The following is a 19,707-nucleotide window of genomic DNA, read 5'->3' as shown; positions in this document are numbered from 1 at the left end:
TCAGCCCTTGAAATCAGCGCTGGCGTAAGCCGCCAGTTTGCTCTGGATGAAGTCCAGGAAGCACTGGATGCGCAGCGCCAGCTGCGAGTTGCGGTAGTACACCGCGTTGATCGGCTGGCGATAACCGCTGTTGAATTCCGCCAGCAACACCTTGAGGCGCCCTGCGCGAATGTCGTCGATGGTCATGAAGTGCGAGAGGCAGGCGATGCCCTGGCCTTCCAGTGCGAGATGACGAACCGTCTCGCCGCTGGAGGCGCTGATCGCCGGAGTGATCGGCCAACGGTCGCCGTGCACGTAACGCAGCGGCCACTGGTTGAGGCCTTCGTTCTGGGTGAAGCCAAGCAAGGTGTGCTCGCTCAGATCGGCCACTTCGCGCGGCGCACCGTGTTTTTCCACATACGCTGGACTCGCGACGATCAGCAGCGGACTGCAACCCAGCGAGCGGGCATGCAACGTCGAATCGGCGAGGGTGCCGATGCGGATAGCAACGTCGGTGCTTTGTTCCAGCAGGTCAATGATCAGGTCATTGCTGTTGAGTTCGAGCTGGATGTCCGGGTACAGCCGGCGGAATTCGTCGATGTACGGCACGACGGCGTGGAGCATGAACGGCGACGCGGCGTTGATCCGCAGTCGCCCTGATGGCGTCTGCTGGCGCGAAGACAGGCGCTCTTCGAGCTGGTCCATCTGGTCGAGGATCAGCTTGGCCTGTTCGAAGAAGTACTTGCCCTCCTCGGTCAGGTCCATGCGCCGAGTGGTGCGGTTGATCAGCGTGGTGTCGAGCTTGGCTTCCAGTCGCGACAGCGTGCGGCTGACCGCCGACGGCGTCTGTCCGACCTGCTCGGCGGCGGCGGAAATCGAACCGCATTCGATCACGCAGACGAAAATCTGCAACTCATCGGATCTGGCTTTCACGGGTGTCCTCGAATCGAAAGGCCTGCTGCGCAAGCTCAGGCCTTCGATAGTAGCCGAGCGTCAGGCCTTGAGGCCAAACACCTCGGTCAGATGCTGCTCGTAACGCGCCATATCCGCTTCGATGTTCGGGCGTTTCATCACGTCCACACAAAGGAACGTCGGCAGGCCGGTCATGCCGAGGAACTGGTTGGCCTTGTGGAACGGGAAGTACACGGCGTCCACGCCTTTGGCTTCGAAGAAGTCGGTCGGGTCATCGAACGCCTGCTGCGGTGCGTTCCAGGTCAGCGACAGCATGTATTGCTTGCCGTGGATCAGACCGCCGCTGCCGTACTTCTGCGAGGAATCGGAACGGGTACGGCCGTCGCTGGCGTAGAGGCTGCCGTGGCCTTCGGTGAAGACTTCGTCGATGTACTTTTTCACGGTCCACGGTGCGCCCATCCACCAGCCCGGCATCTGATAAATGATCACGTCGGCCCAGAGGAATTTGGCGACCTCTTCAGCGACGTCGTAACCCTCGTCGATGAAGGTGGTCTTGACGTCGAGACCGCCACGATCCAGCACGCTCAACGCCGCTTCGTGCAGGGTGGTGTTGTAGCGACCGTCGGAGTGGGCGAATTTTTTACCGCCATTGAGCAACAGCACTTTTTTCATGGGAGAGCCTCGATCGGATTCCGATGCGCAGCGCAGAGCGCTGGATGGAGAAGTGGAAAAATGCAATGGCGGCAGATTAGCGATCCGCCTCGCGCGGAATAAGCACCGACGGCGCAAAAATCATTTGAGTAAAACGCACGAATCGATTGCCGATTGTTGCCGTAGGATTGGCCGCCATCTGAATCTGAGGAGTTTTTTGCGATGAGCGAACGCCAGGGTTTCATCCTGCACGCCAAGACCCGCCCGGAAAAAGCCGAGGCTTTCGAAGCGTTTTTCCGCGCCTACGTCGAGCCGAGCCGCGCCGAACCCGGCTGCATCGAGTACCACATGCTGCGCGACAAGGAAGACCCGACCCTGTTCATCTTCTACGAGATCTGGGAAAGCCAGGCGCATCTGGACGTGCACTCGAACCTGCCGCACATGCAGCAGTTCCTGGCCCAGCGCATGGAATACCTGGAGCGGGATTTCGATATCCGCCCGATTGAAATGCTCAGCGATTCGTCCGCTAACCGCTGATCAGCAGATGGGCGCCGAGCGCGCCCAGACCGATGAAAAACACCCGCCTGAACAGCACGGCGCTGATGCGCTGGCGCAGCCATTGGCCGAGCCACATGCCGAGGACAGCGGGGATCAGCGCCAGCAGCGAAGCACTCAGCTCCGCGCCGCCGAGCGACCCGCGCCAGAGCAATCCGCCGGCCAGCGCCAGGGTCGACACGGTGAAGGACAGCCCCAGCGCCTGCACCAGTTCATCGCGGCTCAAGCCCAGGGCCTGCATGTACGGGACGGCGGGAATCACGAACACCCCCGTCGCCGAAGTGATGACGCCGGTGATCACGCCACACAACGGCCCCAGCCATGGTTCATGGCGGCGACTGACACTCAGCGTCGGCAGGAACAATCCGCTCAACGCATAGAGCAATAGCGCCGCGCCAAGTCCGCGCACCACCCAATGCCCGCCTGCCATGCCGATCCACAAGGTGCCGATGGCCGTGCCGAGGAAAATCGCCAGCAGCATCGGCCACAGCCGATTCACCAGCCCCTGCAAATGTCCGCCGAACGCCAGTTGCCAGACGTTGGTGAGGGTTGCCGGAATGATCAGCAACGCCGCAGCCTGCGACGGTGCCATAGCCAGACCGAGCAAACCCATGGCGACGGTGGGCAGGCCGAGACCGATCACGCCCTTGATCATGCCGGCAACGACAAACGTCGCGATCACCAGCAATGACAGGGCCAGACCGAGGTTTTGATAGAAATCGGCGAGTGCGTTCATGGCGATACTTTGCGCTTGTGCGGATGGACTGAAAATCTGTCATACACTGAGGCAGCCTCTTTCAACACAAGAGGCTTGTAGATTTTTTGCGGCCACTGGCCTCTTCGTCGGGACCGACACCACTGATATTGAGGCTGCCCCATGCACTTCGACCTCACCGACCTGCGCCTCTATTTGCACATCATCGACAGCGGCAACATCACCGCCGGCGCCGCACGCAGTCATCTGTCGCTGGCGGCGGCGAGCGCGCGTATCAGGGCAATGGAAGCTTCATTGGGTACCGAATTCCTCGAGCGCGGGCGCCGTGGTGTCACACCAACCCCGGCCGGCAAGGCCCTGGCGCAACATGCGCGGGTGTTGCTGCAACAGGCCGAACGTCTGCAACAGGATCTGGCCGAATATGCCCGCGGCGTCAGAGGCCAGGTGCGTCTGCTGTGTAACACCACGGCGCTCAGCGAATACCTGCCGGAGGTGCTGGCGGATTTCCTGCGTGAACATCCCAATCTCGACATCGATTTGCAGGAACTGCCCAGCGCTCGCATCACCCATGCCTTGCGTCAGGGCGCGGCGGATCTGGGCATTGTGTCCGACGCGATCGACACCACCGACTTGCAGACCCTAGCCTTTCGCGATGATCCGCTGGTGCTGATTCTGCCTTTGGAACATCCACTGTCTGACGCAACTGAAGTCAGTTTCAGCGACGCTCTGCGCCATGACTTTGTCGGGCTGCAGGCCGACAGCGCTTTGGCGATTTACCTGGAAGAGCAGGCGCTGCACAGCGGCTCGCGGATGCAGATCCGCATCCGCGCCGATGGCTTCGACGGGGTGATGCGCATGGTGGCCCGAGGTGCCGGCCTGGGCATCGTGCCGCTGGCGGCGGTTCAGCGCGCCGCGCCGCAAGCCTTCAAGACCCTGCCGATGAGCGAAGGCTGGGCCAGGCGCAAACTGTTGCTGTGCGCCCGCGACATCGCCGCGTTGCCGCCCTATGCCACAGCCTTGTTGCAAGCCTTGGCACTCCCGTAAACATGTTTTTTTCTTCGGCAAATTAAGCACAAGGAATAGCTTGCAAGGTACGTATACATACGTACTATATCGCCAGAGCGAACGTGTTGCCCGATACCCGTTTTCGCACAACGACAACGGACAAGGAAGAACGGATCGGCTCCATTAAACCTACATGGAATGAGGTGACGCGATGGTTGATTCAACGGAGTTTCGTAATGCAATGGCGATGCTGGGGAGTGCCGTCACCATCGTCACGACCGATGGCCCTGCGGGGCGTTTCGGCTTTACCGCCTCGGCGGTGTGCAGCGTGACGGATTCACCGCCGACGCTGCTGGTGTGCGTCAATCGCTCGTCGTCCAATCACGAGCATTTCAAGACCAATGGCGTACTGTGCGTGAACGTCCTGACCGGCGACCACCAGTCGACCTCCGGTGCGTTCGCCAATCGGCAGTTGAGCATGCAGGAGCGTTTTTCCAGCGTGAACTGCCAGACCCTCAAGACCGGTTCGCCGGTGATCGAGGAGGCGCTGGTCAGCCTCGATTGCCGAGTCAGCAAGGTCGACGAGGTCGGCACCCACAGCATCTTCTACTGTGAAATTCTCGAGCTGCAGCAACACAGCGAGGCCACGGAAGGCCTGGTCTATTTCAACCGCAGTTACTACCGTCTGAACGACGAACTGCGCCTGGCACCCGAGCAGTGATCCAGACACCCGCCGGCCTCGGCTGAAGCCGGCCGGCGGGTCATGACAGGGATGTAACCATGCTATTCAATGAAGACAACTTCGCGGATATCGACCTGAACCTGATCATCATTTTCCTGGTGCTGTTCCGCGAACGCAGCGTGTCGCGCACGGCCGAACGTCTGCACGTCAAACAACCCGCCATCAGCGGATCGCTGGCACGGCTGCGCAAGCGCTTCGATGATCCGTTGTTTCTGCGCTCGTCGAGAACCATGCGCCCGACCTCGAAAGCCGAGCAACTGGCGCAAGCGCTGACGCCAGCCATCAAGCAAATCGAAGCGGTGATCCGGCTCTGAAAAACCGGCGAAAAAAAACCTGCGGGGGTTCGCTTCCGCAGGTTTCATTTCATCAGGCCGACTTGAGCGCCTGAGCGTACTCGACCCGAGCCCAGAACGCTGGCAGAAAGCACTCGCTGACCAGCAGCGCCGAACCATTGCGGGTGAAACGCGAACGCCGGGCCAACAGACGTTCGGCTTGCGGCGCGTAGCGATAGGACAGCGCGGCCAACGGCGCACCGGGCGGCAGCAAGGCACATTGGAAGGGTTCGCGCAGGGTCTGCTCCGAGGTGTAGAGAATCTCGGCCAGCGGTCGACGGCCGTAGCCGTTCAGCTCCGCCCAGTCGCCATTCAGCGCCGGCACGCTGGTCAGGCTGCGCGCCGCGACACATGCCTCGCCATCGAGCTTCATCACCACCTCACGCACCCAGCCAATGGTGTTTGGCGGCACGTTCAGCACTTGCGCTTCTTCAGGATTGAGCGGGCCATGGGACTGCTCGACGACTTCGATTGAATAGTCGCCCATGGCTTTCAGGCGCGGGGTCAACGCCCCGGGCAAAAACAGCCAGTGATGCTCGGAGCCGGTCAATTCCGACAGCGGTCGCGATGACCAGTAATGACTTGTATCCATACCCGCTCACACCTTCCTGGTGATGGTGAATTGTTGGTTGCCGTGGAAGGCCAACCCTTCACCGGCGGTGTCTGTCACTCGGCTCCGACTTCTTCGGTCACTTCGTGTTTGCTGATGACGCTGATGGTCTGTTCATCGGTCTTGACCGCCGACAGCAGCGAGTCGAGCAGGCCCGGAAAACGCACGTCCATGTCTTCACGACGCAAGGACAGCAGGTTTTCCCGACCGTAAGGACGCTGCCAAATCAGACCGCTGTCACGCAGAACCCGCCAGTGGTGGGTCATGGTCGACTTCGATGCACCCTTGAGGATCCGGCCGCACGGATGTTCCTGGCCATCGGCCAATACTTTCAACACGGTCAGGCGCAGCGGGCTTCCCAATGCGGACAGCACATTTTCCAGAAGGATCTGATCCTGATTGGGATGATTCGGGACGTTCATAGGTAGGTACCCTTGATGATATAGGCGGGAAAAATCCGGCTTGTATTCGTCTATACGAGAACAGTAAGACTATACACAAGATGTTTTTTCCCCGCGACAGCCGCCCCGGAGGCGGCGTCCCGCAAAACACCTACAAATCGCTGCTCTGCGCGGTCTCCAGCGCAGGCGCCTGGAACCCGCCGCCCAGCGCTGCCATCAACGAAACCGAACTGTCGATGTGCTTGCTGTTGAGGAAGGCCAGGCGCATTTCGTCCTGAATCAATTGTTGCTCGATGTTAAGCGCATCGAGGAACGTGTCCTCCCCGGCCTTGTAGCGCGACTGCGACAGATCGTAGGACGACTGGGCAATTGCACAGGCATCGCGCTGCACGACGATCTGCTGCTCGAACGAACGCAACTGCGTCACCGAAATCGCCACCTCGTGCAGGGCCGAATTCAGCACCCGGTTGTACTGTGCGATGGAGCTGTCGAGTTCGGCATTGCCGGCCTTCAGATCCGAGCGCAGACGCCCGGCATCGAAGATCGGCAGCGACACCGTCGGCGCCACGTTCCAGAACTTGCTGACCCCGGCGAACAGCGCATCACCGGTCAATGCATGGGACCCCGCCGCCGCCACCAGATTGATGTTCGGGTAGAACGTGGTCTTCACCGCCTCGACGTTTTTAGTCTCGGCCTCCACGCGCCAACGTGCGGCGACGATGTCCGGACGGCGGCCCAATAGTTGAGCCGGCAACTGCGCCGGCAATGCCACCACGCTCGCTTGCAGACTCGATGGGCGCTCGAGCGTGTGCGCACGATCGACGCCCTTGCCGATCAGCGCCGACAACTGCAGGCGGGCGATTTCGATGTCTTCGTTGGCGCCGATCAGCGTCGATTCCGAACGCGCCTTGAGGCTCTGCACCTGCTTGAGTTGCGACAGATTGTCGAGGCCCGAGCCGTAACGTGAATCCGTCAGGTCCACCAGTTTGCTCAAGCGTTCCAGATCCCGTTGATTGAGCTCCGAGACCTGCCACGCATACGCCAACTGGTTGTAAGCCTTGACCACGTTGACCGCCAGAATCAGCCGCGACGATTGCAGATCGACTTCCGCCGCTCTCGCGCTGTTCAGCGCCGATTCCCAGGCGGCACGCTGGCCGCCCCAGAGGTCGAAGGTGTAGCTGAAATTCACCGCCAGATTGCGTGCGGTGAAGTACTTGTGTCCCTCGCCGCTGTAGTCCTCGAAGCGCGACAGCCGACCGCGAGTGACACCCGCCGATGCGTCCATTTCCGGATAACGCTCGGCGTCGCGCAGGTCGAGAAATGCGTTGGCTTTCGCGACCCGGGCAGCGACTTCCTGCAAGTCCGGGTTGCTGGCGTAAGCCTCTTCGATCAGAGCTCCCAGACGTGGATCGCCCAGCGATGTCCACCAATCCGCACGCGGCCATTGGGCCGGCGGCAATTTGTCTTTCAGGCTGTCGGACGGCGCATCGCCGACCGCCAGCAATTTGCCCTGATGATCGATCCCGGCGTAGTTCACACAGCCCGCCGCCAACAGGATGGACGCCGCCAGCGGCGCCAGCATCAAACGTGTAATCGAATGCATGTCACGTCCTCACAGGATGGGTTGCGGCACGCCGGCCGGCTCGGCTTCGGGTGCGTGGCTCGGTTGCTTGATCGAACTGAGCAGCGTGTACACCGACGGCAGAATGAACAGGGTGAACAAGGTGCCGATCAGCATCCCCACCACAATCACCAGGCCCAGGCCGAAGCGGCTGTTGGCGCCGGCACCGCTGGCGAACAACAGCGGCGCGAGGCCGACCACCATGGCAGCGGTGGTCATCAGGATCGGCCGCAAACGCACCTGCGCGGCATGCTGAATGGCTTGCACGCGGTCCATGCCTTGCTGGCGCTGCAACTCGTTGGCGAACGCGACCATCAGAATCCCGTGCTTACTGATCAGACCGATCAGCGTGATCAGGCCGATCTGGGTGTAGATGTTCATGGAAGTCATGCCCAGCGCCAGCGGCACCAGGGCCCCGCAGATCGACAACGGCACGCTGATCAGAATGATGAACGGATCGCGGAAGCTCTCGTACTGCACGCTCAGTACCAGATAGATGATCACCAGGGCCAGGCCGAAGGTGAACGCCAGGCTGTTGCCTTCCTGCACGTATTGGCGGGCGTCGGACTGCCAGTCGAAACTGAAGCCGGCGGGGAAACCTTCCGATTGTTTTTGCAGGAAGCCCACTGCATCACCCAACGTCACGCCCGGCGCCGGGATGGCCTGGAACGTGGCGGAGTTCTGCTGGTTGAACTGGGTCAGGCGATTCGGCTCGACCTTGACGCTGAGAGTGGCCAGTGTCGACAGCGGCACCGGATTGCCCTTCTGGTCCTTCACGTAATACAGCTTCAGGGTTTCCGGAGTCAGGCGATCCGCCGACACCGACTGCGGGATCACGTCGTAGGAGCGACCATGGAACGAGAACCGGTTGACGTACTTCTCACCGATCAGGCTGTTCAGCGTTTCGCCGATGTCCTGCATGCGGATGCCCAGGGCGTTGGCCTTGGCCCGGTCGACCTGGATTTCCACCACCGGGTTGTTGAAGTCCAGATCACTGTCGACCACCGCGAACAGACCGCTGGCCTGCGCGGCTTGCTTGAGCTGATCCATCACGTTGTACAGCGCCAGGTATTCCTGATCGCTGCGGATCACCATCTGCACCGGCAGGCCACCGGTGGAGCCCGGCAGCGGCGGCATCTGGAACACGAAAATGCTCGTGCCTTCGATCTGGTTCACCCGCGCCTGCAAGTCAGGCTGGATGGTGTTGGCATCGCGACCGCGTTTTTCCCAGTCCACCAGGTTGATCCCGCCGACGCTGTTGGACAGACCGTCGGAACCGTTCGCCACCCAGTTGCTGTAACCCTCGGGGATTTCGTTGAAGGTCTTGTACAACTCGTGGGCGTAGGCCTCGAGGTAATTCAGGTTGGCGTGCTGCGGCGCCTTGATTGCGGTCAGCAGGATGTTCTGGTCTTCCAGCGGCGCCAGTTCGGTCTGCGCCGAGCGATAGAGGAACGGCAGGCTGAAGAAGATCACCAGCGCCACGCTCAGGCTGATCCAGCGCCGGGCCAGCGAACCGCCGAGCAGCGCGCCATAACGACGGGACAGGTACTGGAAGAATCGATCTGCCTTGACCGCCATGAAACCTTCGCTGGTTTTCGCGTCCAGCAGACGGGTACTCATGATCGGCGACAGGGTCAGCGCGACGATGCCGGAAATCACCACGGCGCCGGCCAGGGTCAGCGCGAACTCCTTGAACAGCGTGCCGGTGAGGCCGCCCATCAAGCCAATTGGCGCGTACACCGCCGCCAGGGTGAAGGTCATCGCCACCACCGGCCCCGCCACTTCACGGGCGCCGATCAGCGCAGCGTCGAACGGCGTCTTGCCCTCTTCGATGTGACGGTGGACGTTTTCCACCACGACGATGGCGTCGTCCACCACCAACCCGATGGCCAAAACCATCGCCAGCAAGGTCAGCAGATTGAGGCTGAAGCCGAACATCTGCATCAGCATCGCTGCGCCGAGCATCGACAGCGGAATCGTCACCAGCGGAATCAGCACGGTGCGGAACGTACCGAGGCACAGGTAGATCACCAGCACCACGATCACCAGCGCTTCGAGCAGGGTGTAGCTCACCTCGTCGATCGACGACTGAATGAAGTGCGCCACTTCGAACGGGATCTGCACGGTCACGCCCGGTGGCAGGGTTTCCTGGATCTGCGGCAGCAATTCGCGCACGCGTTTGACGATGACCAGCGGGTTGCCGGTCGGTGCGGCGTCCAGGCCAAGGAACAGCGCCGGTACGTCGCTCATCGCGCCGCTGGTGTCGGTGGAGGCTGCGTTCAACTCCACGGTGCCGACGTCACGCACACGGATGATGTGGCCGTTGTCGTTGCGCAGCACCATGTCGCGGAAATCTTCGACGCTGTTCAGGTCAGTGTTGACCCGCAGGTTGCTGACCACGTACAGGCCTTTGACCTGACCGGGAGCCGCCTGGAAGTTGTTGCCCTCGATGGCCGCCGACACGTCCTGCCCGGTCATGCCGTAACCGGCCAGACGCTGCGGGTCGAGCCACAGGCGCATGGACAGTTTCTGCTCGCCCATGATGTTGATCTTGGCCACGCCTTCGATGCCGGCGAACATCGGCTCGACGACGCGGGAGATGTAGTCGGACATCTCCGGAATGGTCAGGTTGGAGCTGGCGAACGCGACGTAGGCCACGCTGGTGAAGCCGCCGGACGTGCGTTCCACCACCGGGTCGTACGCGTCCTTCGGCAAGCGGTATTTGATCTGGTTGACCTTGGCCATGACCTCGGTCAGCGCCGCGATGGAGTCACTGTTGAGTGCCATGCGGATCGTCACCTGGCTGCGGCCCTGGGTCGAGGCCGACGACAGATAGTCGATGCCCTCGACCGAGGCCACGGCCTGGCTGATCGGCTGCGTGACGAAGCCTTGCATCAGTTCCGAAGAGGCGCCGGGATATTGGGTCGTAACCGTGATGGTCGACGTTTCCAGCATCGGGTACTGGCGGATCGGCAGGTTCATCAGCGCGCGCACCCCGAACAGCAGGATCAGCGTGCTGACCACCACGGCCAGCACCGGGCGGCGAAGAAAGAGGTCGGTGAAATTCATTTTTCCAGCCCACTGAGTTTAAGAGCAATCGTGTCCGGGACACCTTCCACCGCCACGCCGTCGTGGAGCTTGAGCTGGCCGGACGTCACCACTTGCACGCCTTCGGTCAGGCCCTTGTCGACCACCGCCCAGCCATCGCGGCGCTCGCCGACCTTGATGCTTTCACGCTTGACCTTCTGCACGCCGGCCTCGTCGGTGTAGACCGAGAACACGCTTTCGCCGTAGGCGTTGTAGGTGATCGCGGTTTCCGGAATCAGCAGCTCGGCGGTCTGCGGCAGGGTCACCGAGACCCGTGCATACATGCCGGGACGCAGGCGTTTTTGCGTGTCGGTAATGACCGCTTGCACGTTGATGGTGTGGGACTGGTTGATCTGCGGATCGACCGCGACGATCTTGCCGGCGAAGGTCACATCACCCCAGGCATCGACCTTGGCCTGCACGGTCTGGCCCAGTTGCACTTGCGAGCCATCGCGCTCGGCGAGGGTGAAGTTGACGCGCAGCACGCCCGGATCGGTCAGGGTTGCCACCGCGCTGCCGGCCTGCAGGTATTGGCCCAGGTGCGCCAGGCGAATGCCGAGGGTGCCGGCGAACGGCGCGCGGATATGGCGTTGAGCGATCTGCGCCTGCATGCGCTCCATGTCGCCTTTGGCCGCGTCGTATTGAGCGCGGGCACTGTCGAAGGCGCGACGACTTTCGGCGCCGGTCTTGGCTAGCTCCTGGACACGGGCGAACTGGGCCTTGGCCGATTCGTACTCGCCTTTCAGGCGCACCAGTTCGCCTTGCTCCGGCGCGTCGTTGAGCTTGAGCAGCACTTGCCCCGCCTTCACTTCATCGCCGGACTCGAAATCGATGTCCACCACTTTGCCGCTGACTTCAGCCGACACCAGCACCTGACGCTGGGCTTCGAGTTTGCCGATGGCCTCGAGGTAGTAGGTGTAAGGCTGCTTTTTGACCACGGCCAGACCGACCCGGGTGCTGGGGATCCGTTGCTCGGCCGCCGCCGGTGGCGGCGACCAGAAACGCCAGCCCAGTGCAGCGGACAACACCACCACAAAAACAATAAAGATCAGCGACTTGATAATGTTTCGAGCAAGCATGTGGCACTCCCTTGACTCTTTGCTGCGAGCACAAAAGTTTGAGTTTTAAGAAAATAAAGGTGCAACTAAAGACGGGCGCGTTATCGATCCCTGTGAACTTTCACTTGTAAACGCGCCCGCTTTATTTATCCGCTGTTACGCCGCGGCCAGTACGTTGGTTTTATCCAGGTAATACTTGCCGATACCGTGCAAGTTCAAAGGCGACAACGTGAAGTGCTTCGAACCGGTGTGGATATCGCGGAAGCAACGCTCCAGGAAGTGCGACTTGTAGACGGCTTTGGAACCGGCCATCGAGTAGATCTGGTTGACCGCATTGACCGAGTTCTCGGTCAGCACCGAGGCTGCCAGGCCGACGCGGGCGCTGACCGGTTCGCCGATGGTTTCACCCCGGTTGATCACCTGATGGATCGCATCTTCCAGCAGCAGTTGTGCGGTATGCACCGAGGAGATGGCGCGACCGGTCTTCTCGAAGATCACCCCTTCCAGGCCCGGGTCGGTGTTCACGGCGCGGTCATTGCGGAAGTGATCGACCGCAGCCCGGGCCACGCCGAGCACGGTGGACATCGCCGCCAGGGTGCCGAACTCGTAGTAACCGGTGGCATAGGCCCGGGAATTGCGCGCTTCGGGGGATTGCTTGAGGGTTTCGACATCCAGCGAGAAAGACTTGTGGACGATCACGTTGGAGCACTGGAAGTGATGGCTGCCGGTGCCGCGCATGCCCAGGGTGTCCCAGGTCGGCAGGATGGTGCACTGGCTGGCGGGCACGAAGAACATCCGCACTTCCGGATTAGTGTTGTTTTCAGTGCCTTTGACGGTCGCGGTGCAGACCAGCCAGTCGGCGTGGGCCGAGCCGCTGGCGAACGCCCATTTGCCGCTCAGCAGGTACTCGTCGCCCATCGGCAGCGCTTCGCCGCCGGAGTGGATGGCGCCGATCACGAAACCGTCGCAGTGGTTGTAGATCGCTTCGGAAGTGGCTTCCGGCAGGTAGTCCGACAGGCGCCCCATCGCCACTTGCACTGCCAGTTGCCAGGACAGCGAGGCGTCAAACCGGGCGAATTCCAGCAGCAGGGCCGAGGTGGTCTGGATATCTACCTGGGACCCGCCGAACGCCTTGGACACCGAGGTCCGGCCAAAACCTTCCTTGAAGAATCGGGACATCACATCCTTGTGCGTCGCATTGGTCTGCTCGCTGTAATCGCGGTGCTGAATAATCAGCGGATTCAGTGCACGCACCTTCTCGAGCCATTCATTGGATTCGGAGGGAAGGCTGTTCCATTGCATTAGATTTTTCATAACGGCTCCTAGCTATTATTTATTTACGATCAGCAGACGAAAAAACAGACAGAACTTTTATTGTTGTTAAACCCCGATAAAAATGTACGTCTACAGTCGTACATTTGACAAGCACTATTATCAGACTTCTTTCATTTCCCAATAAAAGAGCAATCACTGTCCGACAATAACGCAAGGCGCAAAAGGCCAACGTAACTTGCGCACAAGTTACGTTGCTTGAAACTTTTGGATTACTTCACGCCGGCACGCCGGTCACTGACTTTCGACAGCGAGGCCCAGTCCTGATCGGCCTGACCATGGGCCATGCCGTCCAGAAGGTTGTCCTTCAACACGCTGGCAAACGGCAGCGGCACCTGCGCCGCTTCACCAGCTTCCAGCGCCAGGCGCACGTCCTTGAGACCCAGCGACAACTTGAAACCCGCCGGCTCGAATGTTTCATCGACCATCAGCTTGCCGTAACCCTGATAGACCGGCACGGCAAACAGGGTCGAGGTGATCATCTCGATGAACGCCTCGCGACTGATGCCGTAGCCGCCGGCCAGGGTCGAGGCTTCGGCCATGGATTCGATTGCCGAGGCGATCATCAGGTTGGCCGACAGTTTGGCAGCGCAGGCCACCTCGGCCGTGTCGCCGAGCGTCCAGGTCTTGCGCCCCAGCACATCGAACAACGGCTGTACCCGAGCCAGTACTTCGGCGGGCCCGGAGGCGAGAATGTTCAGATTGCCGGCAGCCGCCACATCGACACGCCCCAGTACCGGTGCCGACACGTAACCGACGCCGCGTGCTTCATGCAAGGCCGCCAGTTCCCTGGCCAGCGCCACGGACACCGTGGACATGTTGACGTGAACGCTGCCGGCCCGCAGACCGTCCAGCGCCTTGGCGTCGAAGAACACCGAGCGGATTGCCGTGTCATCGCCGAGCATCGAGATCAGCACCTCGGCCTGGGCCGCCAGCGCCGGTGTCTCGACAGCTTCGGCGCCGGCCGCGGCCAGTGCCTCCAGCGGTGCCGTCGAACGATTCCACACGCGGACCCGATGCCCGGCTTTCAGCAGGTTCAGCACCATCGGTGCGCCCATCGTGCCCAGACCGATAAATCCCAGTTCCATGTCGCGTTCCTCTCTCGATGAGGTGTTCAAAGCCGTTCAGACGATGATGCAGAATTGCGATTGTACGTGTACAGGCGTACATTTCAAGTGCCGCGACGATTCATTCTTCGCGGCGAGGGTTCCAAACACACCTTTACCCAAGGCAAGGAGGCTTTATGCAATTCGGGATCTACACCGTTGGCGACGTCACACAAGACCCTACCAACGCCCGTACCCCCAGCGAATCCGAGCGCATCCAGGCCACCCTGCAAATTGCGCAGAAAGCCGAAGACATCGGACTGGACGTGTTCGCCACCGGCGAGCACCACAATCCTCCGTTCATCACCTCCTCTCCCACCACGCTGCTGGCCTACATCGCCGCCAAGACCCAACGCATCATTCTCTCGACGTCCACCACCCTGATCAGCACCAACGATCCGGTGCGCCTGGCCGAAGAATATTCGCTGCTGCAAAACCTCTGCGGCGGCCGCATGGACCTGATGCTCGGCCGGGGCAACACCGCACCGGTCTATCCCTGGTTCGGCAAAAGCATCGCCGACGGCCTGCCACTGGCGATGGAGAACTATCGCCTGCTGCACCGGCTCTGGCGCGAAGAAGACCTCAACTGGAGCGGACGCTTTCGCACCCCGCTGAAAAACTTCACCTCGATCCCCAGGCCCCTCGATGACCTGCCGCCCTTCGTCTGGCACGGCTCGATCCGCACCCCGGAAATCGCCGAGCAGGCGGCGTATTACGGCGACGGTTTTTTCGCCAGCCACATCCTCTGGCCCCGTGAGCATTTCATGGCGCTGGTCGAGTTCTACCGCGCGCGGTTTGCCCATTACGGTCACGGCACGCCGGAGCAGGCGATCGTCGGTCTCGGCGGGCACATTTTCATGCGCCGCAACTCGCAGGATGCGCGCCGGGAGTTCCGTCCCTACTTCGACAACGCCCCGGTGTACGGCCATGGCCCGTCGCTGGAAGAGTTCATGGAAATGACCCCGCTGGCCGTCGGCAGCCCTCAGGAAATCATCGACAAGACCCTGACCTTCCGCGAGTACTTCGGCGACTACCAGCGCCAGCTGTTCCTGTTCGACCATGGCGGCATTCCGCTGAAAACGGTGCTGGAACAACTCGACATGTTCGGCAAGGAAGTGTTGCCGGTGCTGCGTGAAGAAACCCGCAAACGCCGTTCGCCGCTGGCGGCCGAAGCGCCGACGCACGCCAATCGCCTGGCCCGTTTGCAAACTCCGTCGGCCGATCCACGCGCCACGGTCAAAGCTGCCCAACTCGACAGCGTGACCGGCCACTGAACCTGGGGGAGCGAGCAGGCTCGCTCCCACACTTGATCAGGCAGCGCCTTTCAACGGGCGCTGCGCATCCATCGCCACCACCACGTCATCGTGAATCAAACGGGCCAGATACTGACCGTAACCGGTCTTGCTCATGCTGCCCGCATGCACCAGCAACTGCGCGTCGTCGATCCAGCCCTTGTGGTAGGCGATTTCTTCGAGGCAAGCGATTTTCAGGCCCTGGCGTTTCTCGATGGCCTGGACGAAATTGCCGGCCTCCATCAACGCATCGTGGGTGCCGGTATCCAGCCACGCCATGCCACGCCCCATCACCGACACGTTCAATTTGCCGCGTTGCAGATAGACGTTGTTGACGTCGGTGATCTCCAGCTCGCCGCGCGGCGACGGCTTGATGTCAGCGGCAATCTGCAGCACTTCGTTGTCGTAGAAATACAGGCCGGTGACGGCGTAGTTGGACTTTGGATCGCTCGGTTTTTCGCAGATGCTCAGGGCCTTGCCGGTAGCATCGAATTCCACCACGCCAAAGCGCTCGGGATCGGCCACGTAGTAACCGAACACCGTCGCGCCGTCATCACGCGCCGCCGCTTGCAGCAGGGTTTCACCGAAACCGGCGCCGTAGAAAATGTTGTCGCCGAGCACCAGGCAGACGTTGTCTTCACCGACGAACTCACGACCGATGATGAACGCCTGGGCGAGGCCGTCCGGGCTTGGTTGCACCGCGTAGCTCAGGCTCAGGCCCAACTGGCTGCCGTCGCCGAGCATGCGCTGAAAGCCCGGCAGATCTTCCGGGGTGGAGATGATCAGGATCTCGCGGATTTCCGCCAGCATCAGCACCGACAGCGGGTAGTAGATCATCGGTTTGTCATACACCGGCAGCGACTGTTTCGAGACGCCCAAAGTGATCGGGTGCAGACGCGAACCGGCGCCGCCCGCCAGCAGAATTCCTTTGTACTTGGCCATGCTTTTTTCCTTTCAAGCAGTGAGATTTGAATGACGGAATGTTCAGGCCACGAGGGCTTCGTCGCGTTGCTCGCCGAGGCGCTCCAGCGCGTAGGCGCCGGACATCACCCGCATCCACCAGGCACGGTTATCCAGATACCAGTCGACAGTTTTCTGCATGCCGCTTTCGAAGGTTTCCTGCGGCGTCCAACCCAGCGTCGCGTGAATTTTTCCGGCATCGACGGCATAGCGTTTGTCGTGGCCCGGACGATCCTTGACGAAGGTGATCAGGTCGCGGAAGTGCGCAACGCCCGGCGGCTTCTCCGCACCGCGTGCCTCAAGCAGGTCGCACAGGGTCTGCACGACTTCGAGGTTGGTCTTCTCGTTGTGGCCGCCGATGTTGTAGGTCTGCCCGACCTCACCGCGAGTGACCACCGCATACAGGGCGCGGGCGTGATCCTCGACGAACAGCCAGTCGCGAATCTGCGCGCCATCGCCGTACACCGGCAACGGCTTGCCTTGCAGCGCATTGAGAATGACGTGAGGAATCAGTTTTTCCGGGAAGTGATACGGCCCGTAATTGTTCGAGCAGTTGCTCATCACCACCGGCAAGCCAAAGGTGCGATGCCAGGCGCGAACCAGATGATCGGAACCGGCCTTGGTCGCCGAGTACGGCGAGCTTGGCGCATACGGCGTGCGCTCGGTGAACGCCGGATCTTCGGGTTCCAGGTCGCCATACACCTCATCGGTGGAAATGTGATGGAAACGGAACACCGCCTGACGCGCCGCATCCAGTCGGTTCCAGTAACCTCGCGCCGCTTCGAGCATCGTGTAGGTGCCAACGATGTTGGTTTCGATGAAGGCTTGCGGGCCATCTATCGAGCGGTCCACGTGGGACTCGGCGGCCAGATGCATCACCGCATCCGGTTGCAGCCGTGCGAACAGTTCGTCCAGCGCCGGCTTGTCGCAGATGTCGACCTGGCAGAAACGGTAACGCGGCGAATCGGACACATCGGCCAGCGATTCCAGATTGCCGGCGTAGGTCAGCTTGTCGACGTTGATCACTTCACATTCGGTCTCATCGATCAGAAACCGCACCACGGCCGAGCCAATGAAGCCCGCGCCCCCTGTCACTAAAATTTTCATCAGCGCCTCCCCTGGCAAAATGATGATTGAACGTCCTTCGATGCTGTGTGCGGATCAGTTCAACAACGCGACCCAGTATGGCGACAGCCCTTGCTCGAGAATCAGCAGCGTCTGGATGCAGACGAAGCTTTCGTCGGTGGTCGCCGAGGTCGCGTTGAGCGGGCCGAATCCACCGTCCTGCTTCTGATGGGCAGCGATCCAGTCTTTCGATTCCTGCAGATACGTCGGCTGCGCGTCGAGCAAATACATTGCTGCGATGGCCATGTAAGTACCCACCAGGCTGACCGCTTTGCCCGGCCGGTAATGGAACGAGCCGTTGGACAGTTGCAGGCTCTGAAGCCAGGCGACGGTCTGTTCCGCATCAACGATGCGTCGGTTGAGAATGAACAGCGTCGACACCACGCGGTACACCGAAAACGCGTCCGGCGGATAACCCGGCTTGTTTGCGAACCCGCCATCGACCGAGCGGCAGCGCAAGGCAAACGCCATCACGCCCTGCTCGTCCGGCGCCTTGGCTTCAAGGGCGTGCAGCGACAGCACCGCCAGGTTGGTGTGCCAAATATCGGAGCCGAAACCCGGCACATCGCCGAACCCGCCATCGGGGTTTTGGCACGCTTGCAGGTAACGCACGCAACCGCCGATATCGTTCGGCAACGCGCCCAGCACTCGCAGCGACAACACCGCGCAGTAGGTCGCGAACACATCGCTCAGATGCCCCGGCTGCTCGGCGAATCCGCCGTCGGTGTTTTGCGAGGCCCTGATGCAATCGATCAGGCTGGCCTTGTTTTCGATTTGCAGGCCCAGGGCGTGCAAGTCCGAAATCACATGCAGCCCGGAAAAAACCTGCCAGGTCTTGTCGGCACGGAAACCCAGCGGCGCGGTTTCGGCGGTCAGCCCGTAGGGCGTTTCATTCGACGCCCGGGCCTTGGCCAGCCACGCCAGATAACGCTGCAGATCGACCTTGATGGTCGGCACGCCATTCGGGTGAATGCGCTGCACATCACCACCGCCATCGATCACTTGCAGCTCACGGTTTACCAGCACCGCATCGTCATGATGAGTGACGGCAGCGGCCGGCGCGATGGACTGCAAGGCGTGGGCGGCGGCGAGCTGGGTTTTCAGGCTTTTCAGGTGCAGCGGCAGGTACGTCAGGTTGCCGATGCTGAAGATCCCCGGCTGACGCGGCGGCGCCCAGAACTGCCGAATGAACGGTACGGTCGGGTCATCCGGGGTCGACCAGAAGTAGCCCTTGCCCATGAACAGACCGCCATTGCGGGCGTCATGGAACTCCAGCAACGCTGCCGTCACCGAAGCCCGATCCGCTTCGCTCGCGCCGGACGGCAAGGCCTGAATCGCCTGCAACAGCAACGCCACGTCGTAGGCAGTCTTGATCGGGAATGGCGACTCGTGATTTTTGTACGAGGTGTGCCAGTCGCAACGCACTTTGCCGTTGATCCCGACCCGATCCCAATACCCGCCGTACGCCGGATCGCGGAACAGCGCCAGGGTTTGCAGCAGGAACGAACGGGCCAGATTCGACAACGCATTGTCGTCCCGCACATCGGCCAGTTGCGCCAGTACCAGACTGACCTGCGCACGCACACCGCAACGGGTCAGCGCCACATCGACACAGGATTGGCTGTCGCTGCCGGCCACCCGGCCGATCAGGTTTTCTGCATGAATCTGCAAGTGCCCGACCAACCCGAGACCCAACGGCTGATTGTCGATACGCGCGAGCAAGGCCGTGGCGCTGATGTCGAGATCGATCGAGGTCGCCAGCTCCAGCGGCGTCGACCAGTCGCTGCTGTACAGACCGGCGACGGTGGAACGGGCGTAGAGCGCTTCGACCTTTTCCAGCAGGCCGTGGATCGCGGCATTATTCGCCGCGTCCTGCGGCACCCGACGCTGATAGGCAATCAATGCTGCCAGTGCGTCCAGTTGCAATGCCAGCGTGCGGCAGCGTCCGGAGCCGTGCGGCGTCCAGTAGCGGTCGGCCAGTTCGTGGAAACCGCCATTCGACGCATCATGCAAACGCATCAGCCCGTCATGGGCAAAACGCAGTTCGACATCGTCGCCGTGCTCGGCCTGGTAGAGCGTCGCGGCGACTTGATCCTGCAACTGCTTGTCGCTGGAAATCGCCACCTCGCCACTGGCATCGGTCACGGCGAAAAAGCCGCCGTGCTCGATGTCCTTGAGGCCTTGATCAAATAGAAACTGCGGATGCAGTGACATGGTGAATCCC

The 19,707-nt window shown here is 61.2% G+C and carries 18 protein-coding genes; 5 read left to right on the top strand and 13 right to left on the bottom strand.

Annotation, left to right across the window (positions count from 1 at the left end):
- Together PDR5_RS03670 and PDR5_RS03665 are read right to left on the bottom strand one after the other, a co-directional pair.
- Positions 1-912: a LysR family transcriptional regulator gene (locus PDR5_RS03670; protein ID WP_064593308.1), complete on the bottom strand. Its 912-nt coding sequence runs from the start codon at positions 910-912 to the stop codon at positions 1-3.
- 60 nt (positions 913-972) lie between these two features.
- Positions 973-1,563, bottom strand: a complete 591-nt coding sequence (locus PDR5_RS03665; RefSeq protein ID WP_064593307.1) for an NAD(P)H-dependent oxidoreductase — start codon at positions 1,561-1,563, stop codon at positions 973-975.
- Positions 1,564-1,764: 201 nt separating this feature from the next.
- Here PDR5_RS03665 and PDR5_RS03660 point away from each other — a divergent pair, with 201 nt between their 5' ends.
- Positions 1,765-2,079: a putative quinol monooxygenase gene (locus PDR5_RS03660; RefSeq protein ID WP_064593306.1), complete on the top strand. Its 315-nt coding sequence runs from the start codon at positions 1,765-1,767 to the stop codon at positions 2,077-2,079.
- Here PDR5_RS03660 and PDR5_RS03655 read toward each other — a convergent pair.
- On the bottom strand, positions 2,069-2,833 hold the full coding sequence (locus PDR5_RS03655; RefSeq protein ID WP_064593305.1) for a sulfite exporter TauE/SafE family protein: 765 nt from the start codon (positions 2,831-2,833) through the stop codon (positions 2,069-2,071). The two genes, PDR5_RS03660 and PDR5_RS03655, sit on opposite strands and share 11 nt — an antisense overlap.
- Before the next feature lie 141 nt (positions 2,834-2,974).
- Between PDR5_RS03655 and PDR5_RS03650 the strand changes: the two genes are divergently transcribed.
- The 3 genes from PDR5_RS03650 to PDR5_RS03640 all read left to right on the top strand — a co-directional run bounded on the left by PDR5_RS03650 (position 2,975) and on the right by PDR5_RS03640 (position 4,873).
- A complete protein-coding gene (locus PDR5_RS03650) occupies positions 2,975-3,856 on the top strand; it encodes a LysR substrate-binding domain-containing protein (RefSeq protein ID WP_064593304.1) in 882 nt (293 codons plus the stop codon).
- Between the two features lie 172 nt (positions 3,857-4,028).
- Positions 4,029-4,538 carry a flavin reductase gene (locus PDR5_RS03645; protein ID WP_007953834.1) on the top strand — a complete coding sequence of 170 codons (510 nt, stop codon included), beginning with the start codon at positions 4,029-4,031 and terminating at the stop codon, positions 4,536-4,538.
- 59 nt (positions 4,539-4,597) lie between these two features.
- The gene (locus PDR5_RS03640; RefSeq protein WP_007953837.1) at positions 4,598-4,873 is read left to right on the top strand and encodes a helix-turn-helix domain-containing protein; all 276 of its coding nucleotides are present in this window, start codon (positions 4,598-4,600) and stop codon (positions 4,871-4,873) included.
- A gap of 52 nt (positions 4,874-4,925) precedes the next feature.
- Here the strand turns inward: PDR5_RS03640 and PDR5_RS03635 are convergent, their stop codons facing one another.
- The 7 genes from PDR5_RS03635 to PDR5_RS03605 form a co-directional block, all read right to left on the bottom strand.
- Positions 4,926-5,483 (bottom strand): chorismate--pyruvate lyase family protein, encoded by a 558-nt coding sequence (locus PDR5_RS03635; RefSeq protein ID WP_064593303.1) that lies wholly within the window; start codon positions 5,481-5,483, stop codon positions 4,926-4,928.
- Between the two features lie 74 nt (positions 5,484-5,557).
- Positions 5,558-5,923 carry an ArsR/SmtB family transcription factor gene (locus tag PDR5_RS03630; protein WP_039772921.1) on the bottom strand — a complete coding sequence of 122 codons (366 nt, stop codon included), beginning with the start codon at positions 5,921-5,923 and terminating at the stop codon, positions 5,558-5,560.
- A 130-nt stretch (positions 5,924-6,053) separates the two neighbouring features.
- Complete coding sequence (locus tag PDR5_RS03625; protein ID WP_064593302.1) at positions 6,054-7,505, bottom strand: efflux transporter outer membrane subunit; 1,452 nt, start codon at positions 7,503-7,505, stop codon at positions 6,054-6,056.
- A gap of 9 nt (positions 7,506-7,514) precedes the next feature.
- The gene (locus PDR5_RS03620) at positions 7,515-10,592 is read right to left on the bottom strand and encodes a MexW/MexI family multidrug efflux RND transporter permease subunit (protein WP_064593301.1); all 3,078 of its coding nucleotides are present in this window, start codon (positions 10,590-10,592) and stop codon (positions 7,515-7,517) included.
- Positions 10,589-11,689: an efflux RND transporter periplasmic adaptor subunit gene (locus PDR5_RS03615; protein ID WP_064593300.1), complete on the bottom strand. Its 1,101-nt coding sequence runs from the start codon at positions 11,687-11,689 to the stop codon at positions 10,589-10,591. Before PDR5_RS03615 ends, PDR5_RS03620 begins: the two co-directional genes overlap by 4 nt.
- A 135-nt stretch (positions 11,690-11,824) precedes the next feature.
- Entirely contained in the window at positions 11,825-12,982 is a 1,158-nt protein-coding gene (locus tag PDR5_RS03610) for an oxidoreductase (RefSeq protein ID WP_064593299.1), read from the bottom strand.
- Positions 12,983-13,212: 230 nt separating this feature from the next.
- Positions 13,213-14,118, bottom strand: a complete 906-nt coding sequence (locus PDR5_RS03605) for an NAD(P)-dependent oxidoreductase (RefSeq protein WP_257784438.1) — start codon at positions 14,116-14,118, stop codon at positions 13,213-13,215.
- A 125-nt stretch (positions 14,119-14,243) separates the two neighbouring features.
- Here PDR5_RS03605 and PDR5_RS03600 point away from each other — a divergent pair, with 125 nt between their 5' ends.
- Complete coding sequence (locus PDR5_RS03600) at positions 14,244-15,380, top strand: LLM class flavin-dependent oxidoreductase (protein ID WP_039772929.1); 1,137 nt, start codon at positions 14,244-14,246, stop codon at positions 15,378-15,380.
- Positions 15,381-15,416: 36 nt separating this feature from the next.
- Here PDR5_RS03600 and rfbA read toward each other — a convergent pair whose 3' ends face one another.
- The 3 genes from rfbA to PDR5_RS03585 are packed head-to-tail and all read right to left on the bottom strand — an operon-like array spanning position 15,417 to position 19,697.
- Positions 15,417-16,340: a glucose-1-phosphate thymidylyltransferase RfbA gene (gene rfbA, locus PDR5_RS03595; protein ID WP_064593297.1), complete on the bottom strand. Its 924-nt coding sequence runs from the start codon at positions 16,338-16,340 to the stop codon at positions 15,417-15,419.
- Positions 16,341-16,382: 42 nt separating this feature from the next.
- The gene (rfbB, locus tag PDR5_RS03590; protein ID WP_218188772.1) at positions 16,383-17,465 is read right to left on the bottom strand and encodes a dTDP-glucose 4,6-dehydratase; all 1,083 of its coding nucleotides are present in this window, start codon (positions 17,463-17,465) and stop codon (positions 16,383-16,385) included.
- A gap of 54 nt (positions 17,466-17,519) precedes the next feature.
- Positions 17,520-19,697 (bottom strand): prenyltransferase/squalene oxidase repeat-containing protein, encoded by a 2,178-nt coding sequence (locus PDR5_RS03585; protein WP_064593296.1) that lies wholly within the window; start codon positions 19,695-19,697, stop codon positions 17,520-17,522.
- Positions 19,698-19,707: the final 10 nt, after the last annotated feature.

It is taken from the genome of Pseudomonas sp. DR 5-09, assembly GCF_001655595.1.
In the GTDB taxonomy this organism is placed as follows: Bacteria; Pseudomonadota; Gammaproteobacteria; order Pseudomonadales; family Pseudomonadaceae; genus Aquipseudomonas; species Aquipseudomonas pharyngis.
This window is presented reverse-complemented; position numbering and strand designations above follow the sequence as displayed.